The following is a 532-nucleotide window of genomic DNA, read 5'->3' as shown; positions in this document are numbered from 1 at the left end:
AACTGCTTAGCCCGTGGGCTCAGAGTTATTCCTCCAAATAGATTTGTTTCCTGTGCCATCCATGCGCCTCCTCCAAATACTACAAGGGCTATAACTAGCCAAAGTAAAGTACGTTTTTTCATCTCTTTCCTCCTATATAGCGGAATCTAAGTATATTATATCATGAATGTAAAAAAAAATACTTATAATAAGTATAGTTGTTCATTATAGATTCCTCAGGTAATTTGGTAATGGTGTGCTCACGATTGAGCATTCCCACGACATCAAAAGGATTGACATAGTACTCTATTTTTTCGCTAATCTTTTTGATTTTCTCATCGCTGAGGCCCATTTTCTTTAAGCTCTTTGTCGTGTCTGGACCGTCAAAAAGAACAACTTTTCCGATTTTCTCCAGTTCTTCATCAGTGAGGCCAGCTACCCCTTGCGCAGAGACAATGGTTCCTAGGGAATGACCTGTAATGTCCATCGTAGCTTGCGGAGCTTTTTCGCGCATCTCTGCGATCTTCGTTTTCATTCCTACTGTCGCTAACTT

At 40.4% G+C, this 532-nt stretch carries 1 pseudogene; it reads right to left on the bottom strand.

Going from position 1 to position 532, the window contains the following annotated elements:
- Positions 1-208: 208 nt before the first annotated feature.
- Positions 209-532: pseudogene (locus HMPREF9965_RS05325) on the bottom strand (cutinase family protein); the annotation flags it as partial.

The sequence above is a fragment of the Streptococcus mitis bv. 2 str. SK95 genome (assembly GCF_000222705.1).
Lineage (GTDB): Bacteria > Bacillota > Bacilli > Lactobacillales > Streptococcaceae > Streptococcus > Streptococcus mitis_AY.
This window is presented reverse-complemented; position numbering and strand designations above follow the sequence as displayed.